The following is an 8,908-nucleotide window of genomic DNA, read 5'->3' as shown; positions in this document are numbered from 1 at the left end:
AAAATAAAAAAGGTGGGATTAATATCCCACCTTTTTTAAGAAAAATTAGAACAAATTAATATCCTGCGTTTTGCTTCAAGATAGAAGTACCTTGGATATCGATTTGAGCTTGAGGGATAGGTAAATACTTATCCGTCGCTTGGTAAGATGCTCCACCAAACTTAGTTACTAAGAATTTAGACTCATACGCTAAATAAGCATTTAACGTAGTAACGTCTGTACCCCAACGAACTAAGTCGAAGAAACGGTGACCTTCTGTTGCTAATTCTAACATACGCTCCATACGAACCGCTTTAGTAGCAGCAGCCTTATCAGCAAATGCTGTGTAAGGTGCGATTACGTAGTTCGCTTCAGCTACACCACCTTTCATTACGAAACCTGCAGGGTTAGCCGCACGGTTACGAACTTGGTTGATGTAACCTAAAGCAGTTGTTAATGAACCAGCTTCGATCTCCGCTTCAGCAGCCATTAATAACACGTCTGCGAAACGAATGATGTTGAAGTTCATAGTTGCATAACCACGTGTCCAAGAAGAACCATCCGTTAATGTATTCTCTTGACGCTTGTAGTAAACGTATTTCTTAGGAGAATATGGACCTGCATAATCTTGCTTACGAATCCAGTTAGCACCTGGGTGCTCGATCCAGTCTAAGTATTGGATACCACGACGACCGATTGTGTGGTCAATACGTGGATCTAATGCACCTGCATCTTCAGTGAACGCTGCAGAAGAGTTAACACCAAAGTCATTCTTCACTGCGTTAGCAGCTAAGTTATAATCTGGTGCTCCAGCCGTTTCCGTCAAGATAGGTAAACCACCTACTGTACGGTATGCGTTAGCTAAAGAGAACGAAGGTTGGAAGAATCCGCAGCAGTTACCTGGACCATCAGAACCCGTGTTGTATGGGTAGTTCAAGTCATCGAAACCATTCGCGTTATTCACGTTACCTGTGTTCATCGAAGATTGGATAGCGAATACAGCTTCCTCGTTGTTGTCATTCTCCGCGTTGAAGATTTCAGCAAACTTAGGAACTAAACCATATTTCTTACCATTCGTAGTTGTACCGTTCGCGATTACGTCTGTTAACTTCGCTTTCGCATCAGCAAACTTTCCTTGGAACAATAACACTTTACCTAAATAAGCTTCAGCAGCCCATTTATTAGCACGACCTGCAGATGAAGACGTTGCTGGCAAGTTTGCAAATGCAAATGCAAAGTCAGCTTCGATTTTATCCCAGAATGCGTCAGTGTTAGCTACTTTTTCGATTCCTTTACCGTAATCTAATGTTTCGTCTACGTAAGGAACTGAGTTAAATAATTTCTTCAACTCAAAGTAGAAGTGACCACGTAAGAAACGAGCCTCCGCAACAATACGAGTCTTATCAGCTGCAGATAATTCTTTCGAACCATTCGCTAAGTTGATAGTCGCATTTGCACGAGCAATACCTTCGTATTTCGCTTTCCATGTATCATTCAAGTCACCGTCAGTAGCCTGAACTTCATAACGTTGCATGGTGTTGATATTCGAGTAGTCACCTGGATCGGTACCTTTATTGTTCTCACCACCACGGATAGAACCCCAAACCCAGTTATTACCTGCAGCAAGACGTGAATAGCCTTTTGCAGCTAATTGAGCGTAAGTACCGATTAAGGCACCTTCTACACCAGCTTTAGAAGACAATTGCGCTTGAGCCAAAGAGGCGGTAGGCGGAACTTCTAAAAACTGATCCTTACAAGCGAAGGTCAACGTAAGAGCTGACACACTCACTAAAGCGATTCGCTTAAAAATCTGATTATTTTTCATTTTCTTATTCATTAAATATGGCTTTCGCTAATTAAAAAGTCAAGTTGATAGATGCGTTGAATGAACGAGTCACTGGGTAGTTACCCACATCGATACCAAATCCTGTATCTGCAGCTCCACCTACACCTGGATCTAAACCTTTGTATTTAGTTAAAGTCAAGATGTTGTTAGCAGAAACAGTAAACTTCGCACGCTTGATACCTAACTTAGAAGTATAAGCTTTAGGAATGTTGTATCCTAATGAGATGTTTTGAATACGTAAGTAATCACCATTCTCTACATACCAAGAGTTCGCACCAGCTGAAGTTGACATGTTAGAAGCTGATTCCCAAATCGGAGCAGCAGCGCTGTTTCCTAATTCTGGAGTCCATGATTGCTTCGCGCGCTCACCTTTACCTGATCCTTCAAACGTTCCGTAGAAGTCTGTAAACCACTTAGATTGGTTCCAGATTTTGTTTCCTGCAGACGCATATAAATACGTAGAGAATTCAAATTCACGGTAAGTTAAACCTACGTTGATACCACCTGTGTAAGTAGGAACAGGAGAACCTAAGAACGTACGGTCATCAGTCGTAATTTTTCCATCACCGTTGATATCAGCATAACGGAAACGACCTAAGCCTTTACCATCTTGTGCCGGAGAAGAAGCAACTTCAGCAGCTGTGTTGAAATATCCAATTACTTGGTATCCGTAGAAAGAAGATAAAGATTGACCTACTTCCATACGTACTGGTGTGATTCCACGGAAAGCACCACCTGTTAAGTTCGTAATACCTGGAGCAAATGCAACGATTTCATTTTTCAAGAATGAATTGTTGAATGTTAATTCATATTTCAATTCAGACGTTAAGTTACCACGGTTAATGATTTGGAAATCAATACCTTGGTTACGCATTTTCGCTACGTTCACAGATGGAGCAGAAGCAGATGGTCCTACAACCGCTGGAAGAGGCACGTTGAATAATAAATCACGTGTATCTTTTCTCCAAACGTCTAATACGATTTCCCACTTACCATTGTAAAGAGTTGCATCAAAACCAATGTTCATTGTTTCTGAAGTCTCCCACTTCGCAGCTGGGTTACCGATACGAGAACGGTAGTATCCTTCGTTAGCTCCTGATGATTGACCATCGATTGGGTAATAAGAAGAACCTTTGTTAGCAGCATATAAAGAATACTGGTTAGCAGGGTCTACGTTATTCGAGTTACCCATTAAACCCCAACCACCACGGATTTTCAAATCAGAGATAGCAGGAAGATCTTTCATAAATTCCTCAGAAGTTACTCTCCAAGCAGCAGAAACTGCAGGGAAGATACCATAACGATTCTCAGAACCGAAACGAGATGATCCGTCACGACGAACAACTCCCGTTAAATAATACTTCTCGTTAAAGTTATAATCTAACTTAGAGAATAAAGAGTAGAAATTAACACCAGAATACAAACCTGAGTTAACTACAGGAGATTGTACTGATGATAAAGTTACGAAATCCGTATCCATTGAGAATGGGTTGATACCTGAACCAGAGATCTGACGACCAGCTCCTGTGTTCAATGCTTCCATACCAATTAACGCATTTAAACCATGTTTTCTCCACTTAGTTTTGTAAGCAGCTGTGTTAGTAAAGGTATAAGCGAAGTTATAACCTGAACCTTCATAGAATGAATCTGACGCCTCTGGCTCAGAATCCCCTAAGTATTTGTAGTTATAATCTTTGTAACCATAACCAGCATATTGACCACCGATTGAAGACTTGATGATCAAATCTTTGATTGGCTCATACTCAACGTATACATTACCGAATGCAGATGCATTGTAGTTATTATCGTTAGAGTTGTTACGCATGATTTGACGAACTGGGTTACGAGGGTTGTTGAAACCAGCTGCTTTTGTAGAAGCATAGCTACCGAATTCATCAAATACTGGAATCGCTGTAGGCATACGGTAAGCAGATAAGATTACTGATTCATCACCAGCAACACCTAAACCATTGTTACCACCTGCTTGACCACGAACGGAACGGTACGTGAATTGTAAGTTTTCACCCACACGTACTTTCTTTCCTAAATCAAACTCTGAGTTGAAACGTGCTGAATAACGTTTGAAATCATTTTCGATCAAGATACCTTGTTGCTCTTGTCCAGATAAACCTAAGTAGAAACGACCTTTGTCAGTTCCACCTTGGATACCTAATGAGTGACGCATTGTAGAACCGAAACGAGTGATTTCATCGTACCAGTTAGTACCTGCTTTATTTGTTTTGATTACGAAAGTAGTCAAAGGGTTAGCAGCGTAAGCTGCTTGAGCCGCTGCCATATCACCAGAGTTCACACCATTTGCGCCATTGAAGTGCAAGTAAGTAGGTAAAGTAGCTTGCGCTGAAGTACCATACTGAGGGTGAGTGTAAGCCACTGCAGTTCCGTTAGCTGCCGCATTGTTACGGTATGCTACGTGAGTCCAGTCTGCTTGCTCTTGAGGAGTTAACATTTTAGCCACACCACCTACGTTAGGATCTGTACCACCGTACAATCCATCATAAGTAACAGTGATACCTTTGTTACGCGCGCCACGCTTAGTTGTGTAAACGATTACACCATTCGCTGCACGAGCACCATAGATAGAAGCAGCAGCCGCATCTTTCAATACAGTTGTAGACTCGATATCATCTGGAGAAAGGAAATCAGTAGATCCTACTGGAACCCCATCAACAACATACAATGGTTCGTTACCACCAAATGCACCGAAACCACGTACACGGATGATACTTGCAGTACCTGGTTGTCCGTTCGTGATCAAAGTAACACCGGCTACACGACCTTGTAATTGTTGCTCTACGTTACCTGAAGGTGCGATTTGCAAATCCTTCGCTTTAACGATAGAAGCAGCAGCTGTAGATTCCTTCTTATTAGTTACTGAGTAACCTGTTACGATTACCTCATCTAACTGAGAGTTATCTTCTGCTAAAGTAACATTGATAGATGATTGAGAACCTACTGTAATTGATTGAGACTTATAGCCTACAGCTGAGATATTCAAAACAGCTGTTGCAGATTTAACAGTTACAGAGAATGCACCATTAACATCTGTAGTAGCTCCTGTGTTTGTTCCTTTTACTAAGATACTTACACCCGGAATTCCCTGAGAATCTGTCCCAGAGACTTTACCTGTAACCTTACGGTCTTGGGCAAATGACGAAAAGCTTCCTAGCATCACTATCGCTAGCAAAAGAAAGCTTCGTAGACTTTGGTAAAAATTGTTTTTCATAATAAAGATTAAGTTAGTTTTTAAATTAAATTTTGGGTTTCATGTGTTAAAATTCGATAGGCCTCCTTTCTGATAATGGTTAATAAAGTTTTTAAGTATTTAAATAGGTTTATTCGTCAAACAAATCTTCAAATAGTACAACATGTAACAAGAAACGATTCGGAAATAGAATACCTTTCTTAACTATGCTACACTATTACATACAGTCAAATATGTCCAATTCTTACAACCTGCACAAGTTTTCACTCGATATTTTTTCATTTTTTTTATTTTAAATAGCAGTATTCTCTTAATGCGCTCTCAGGAGGCCTATTTCATCATTTGTATACAATATATAAGATGGCTTTGGTCGGCAGAAAAGCGGTTTTTGTCGTGATTTTACCTTCTCCTACTATGTCGATAATAAAGAGATAATACAGGTAAATGACAGAAGAGCCCACCTTAGATAATTACAAAAAATACAAAGAAGAGAATTTTGCTTAATTTTGGCCTATGTCCACCTTTGACCCTAAATCTATCCTTCCTACCTTACCCGAAGATCCGGGGGTTTATCGCTACTTTGATGAAAGCGGAACTATCATCTATATAGGGAAGGCGAAGAATTTAAAGAACCGGGTTAACTCCTATTTTACGAATACCAAAGGCAAGGATAACAAGACGAGGCGACTGGTTTCACAGATTCGAAAGCTGGAGTTCACGATTGTCCATTCGGAATTTGATGCGTTGCTTTTGGAGAATACGCTTATCAAGCAGTTTCAGCCGAAGTACAATATCCTATTAAGAGACGACAAGACCTATCCGTTTATTTGCTTGACCCGCGAGCGTTTTCCTCGCTTGATGACAGAAAGAAGAATTAATCATTCGTTAGGAACGTTTTTCGGCCCCTATGCGAATCCAAAATTAATGAATGCCCTGCTCGAGATGCTGCACCAGCTGTATCCGCTGCGGACCTGCGCGCTGAATCTAAAAGAGGCAAACGTAGAGGCGGGAAAATACAAGGTTTGTTTAGAGTACCATATTGGGAATTGCAAAGGGCCTTGCGAGGGTTTAGAGCAGGAGGCGCGCTATATGGAGTATATTGATCAGGTGTCGCAGATTTTGAAGGGAAATTACCAGAAGGCGAAGACCTTTTTTATTGCTCAGATGCAAGAAGCCTCCACCCGGCTCGCTTTTGAGCAGGCGCAGGAGTGGAAAGAGAAGTGGCAATTGCTAGAAAACTTCCAGGCGAAGTCGACCGTCGTGAATCCGTCCATCCACGATGTGGATGTATTTTCAATGGTGTCAGACGAGTCTTTGGCCTATATTAACTTTATGAAGGTCATTAATGGGACGATTTTGCAGTCGCAGACCTGGGAGGTGAAAAAGAAATTAGAAGAAGATGAGGCGGAGTTGTTGACGATGTTGATTTGGGAGAAGCGTGATCAGTTTCAGAGTAAGGCTAAAGAAATTATCACCAACATCCCCATGTCGATCGAATTCGAAGGTGCGAAAAATACGCTGCCCAGTCAAGGCGACAAGCGGAAGCTTCTAGATATGTCGCTAAAGAACGTCTTGTACTTCCGCAAAGAGAAAGCGGATCGCAAGGCGGCGGAAGAAAGTGGTGGCGATCGCAAGATGCGCGTTATGATCAAGTTGAAAAACGATTTGCGCCTGAACGACTTGCCTAAACACATTGAATGTTTCGATAACTCGAACTTGCAAGGCACGAATCCGGTCTCTGCGATGGTGTGTTTCAAGAATTCGCTACCATCTAAGAAAGATTACCGCACCTTCACACCTAAAACGGTCGAAGGTCCGGACGATTTTGCGACTATGTACGAAGTGATTACCCGTCGGTATACACGACTTTTAGAAGAAGAAGCCGAATTACCCGATTTGATTATTGTCGATGGAGGAAAGGGGCAGTTGAGTTCGGCGTGTGATGCCTTAAAAGCCATTGGTTTATATGGCCAAATCCCCATCATCGGGATAGCGAAGCGTTTAGAAGAGATTTATTTTCCTGAGGATAGCTTGCCTCTCTATATAGATAAGAAATCCGAGTCACTGAAACTGATTCAGCAGTTACGGGATGAGGCGCACCGGTTTGGGATTACGGCGCACAGAAATAAGCGAAGCAAGAATTTCATTGTATCGCAATTGGAGACGATGGATGGGATTGGAAAGTTAACGGCGGCTAAGTTGTTGAAAGCTTTTGGGACGGTGGCGCAGCTGAAAGAAGCTTCGGAAGAGGATTTGGCCAAAGTCTTAGGCAAAATGAAAGCCCTCAAATTCAAAAAGCAATTAGAAAACCTCTAGTATTCTGATTTGAACTGATCCACCTCGATCGCGCGGTAGTTTCGATACACTTGCAATACAATCGCCAAGGCAATCGCCATTTCGCAAACACCCACGACTAACACGAAAATACTTAGATACAAGCCTTGCAGCGAAGGATCATTTTTAGAAAAGGCGACCAAGTTCAAATTCGCTGCATTCAAAATCAATTCGATTCCCATTAACACGAAAATCGTATTCTTCTTCAATAGCAAAATCGATAATCCCGTCGCAAACAGAAACGCAGACACCCACAAGAAATAGATTACCGGAATATCAGTCATGGCTCTTCGCGACAAAAGTGGCGCCTATCAAGGCAATCAATAAAAAAACGCCTGCTAATTCGAAAGGGAAGGCATATTCAGTCAACAAGCCTAAACCTACTTCCCGTAATTTAGACTCCCCGGTTACAGGCAAATTATGGATCCAAGGTCCTTTTGTGAATAACCAAAAGAGGCCTAAGAAAAAAGATAATCCAATCGAAATAGGCAATAAACGAGCCGACTCCCGCGTCATCAGGTGATTCTTTCCTGTGGCTGGGTCAGTTTGATTCGTTAGCATAATTCCAAAAAGAATCAGAATTAGCACCCCACCCACATACACGAGTAAGTGTGCGACCGCTAATACGTCCGCATAAGCTAACACATAAAGTCCGGCTAAGCCGAGCATCGTTAAGAACATCGCCAAAGCCGCGTGCAACAGATTCTTTGTCCACAACATCGACAACGCGCTTCCGCAGGTCAATAAGGCTAACACCAAGAAAGCGAGAACTAAGGGGCTCATTCGGCGTCAGGTTTAGGCTTCGGTTTAAAACTAGGCTTGAAAGCGGGCTTGAAGGCTGGTTTAGGAGTAGCAGATTTTTCCTCCGTGTTTGTTTGCTCGGTTTCAGTCTGAGCGGGTGCGGCCTGCATAGGTGCGGCCGGCTGCGGTGCGGCCTGCATAGGTGCTGCTGTTTTCGCTGCCTCTTTCGCCGCTTCCTTCTCTGCCACAAATTGCTCGTACAACGCGCGCTTTTCAGCCGCTTGTTCCGGGGTCAAGTTCGCGAATTCAAAATTATGTTCCTTCACATCGAAGACAGAGAAATCGTATTCTGAGGTCATTGTCAAACATTCCGTCGGACAAACCGTGGTACAAAGGCCACAGAAGCAACATTTGGACATGTCAATATCGAATTTCGCGGCATATAAACGAATGGGCGAACCATCCGATGCCGTTCCTACTAAGCCCGTCGCTTTAATTGGGTCGATTTCGATGCAATCTAACGGACAAACCTTCACACATTTATCACAGACAATGCAATCATCCATTTCATTATGTAACTGGTAGCGTCCGTTAACGGGAGTAGGTATTTGTTGTTGGGGATATTGAAGTGTGACAATACCAGCCTTCTGATTAAAATATTCAGGATTTTGGATATTTTGGATGCTTCGCTGATTCCGAGCGGCCCAGGCGTGTTTCCACGTCAAAGCCATCCCCTTTCGAGTGCTCTGAATTCCGTCCCAAATAGCCTGAAAATACGCTTTCAT

At 42.4% G+C, this 8,908-nt stretch carries 6 protein-coding genes; 1 reads left to right on the top strand and 5 read right to left on the bottom strand.

Features of this window, described 5'->3' with window-relative positions; all coding sequences use genetic code 11:
- Positions 1–55: 55 nt before the first annotated feature.
- On the bottom strand, positions 56–1,804 hold the full coding sequence (locus SKC35_RS09285; RefSeq protein WP_377979112.1) for a RagB/SusD family nutrient uptake outer membrane protein: 1,749 nt from the start codon (positions 1,802–1,804) through the stop codon (positions 56–58).
- 31 nt (positions 1,805–1,835) lie between these two features.
- Positions 1,836–5,069, bottom strand: coding sequence for a SusC/RagA family TonB-linked outer membrane protein (locus SKC35_RS09280; protein WP_377979111.1), 3,234 nt, complete (start codon positions 5,067–5,069; stop codon positions 1,836–1,838).
- Between the two features lie 492 nt (positions 5,070–5,561).
- On the opposite strand from SKC35_RS09280, the gene uvrC reads away from it, so the two are divergent.
- On the top strand, positions 5,562–7,364 hold the full coding sequence (gene uvrC, locus SKC35_RS09275; protein WP_377979110.1) for an excinuclease ABC subunit UvrC: 1,803 nt from the start codon (positions 5,562–5,564) through the stop codon (positions 7,362–7,364).
- On the opposite strand, the gene nuoK is transcribed toward uvrC, so the two are convergent.
- Genes nuoK through SKC35_RS09260 form a run of 3 tightly spaced genes read right to left on the bottom strand, consistent with a single transcriptional unit; the run spans position 7,361 to position 8,908 of the window.
- Positions 7,361–7,666, bottom strand: a complete 306-nt coding sequence (nuoK, locus tag SKC35_RS09270) for an NADH-quinone oxidoreductase subunit NuoK (RefSeq protein ID WP_377979109.1) — start codon at positions 7,664–7,666, stop codon at positions 7,361–7,363. The genes uvrC and nuoK overlap by 4 nt on opposite strands.
- Positions 7,659–8,165: an NADH-quinone oxidoreductase subunit J family protein gene (locus tag SKC35_RS09265; RefSeq protein ID WP_377979108.1), complete on the bottom strand. Its 507-nt coding sequence runs from the start codon at positions 8,163–8,165 to the stop codon at positions 7,659–7,661. The genes nuoK and SKC35_RS09265 overlap by 8 nt, the downstream gene beginning before the upstream one ends.
- Complete coding sequence (locus tag SKC35_RS09260; protein ID WP_377979107.1) at positions 8,162–8,908, bottom strand: 4Fe-4S binding protein; 747 nt, start codon at positions 8,906–8,908, stop codon at positions 8,162–8,164. The genes SKC35_RS09265 and SKC35_RS09260 overlap by 4 nt, the downstream gene beginning before the upstream one ends.

It is taken from the genome of Aquirufa originis, from assembly GCF_042714495.1.
Lineage (GTDB): Bacteria > Bacteroidota > Bacteroidia > Cytophagales > Spirosomataceae > Aquirufa > Aquirufa originis.
The sequence above is the reverse complement of the archived record's forward strand: the minus strand, read 5'-3'. Positions and strand labels throughout refer to the sequence as shown.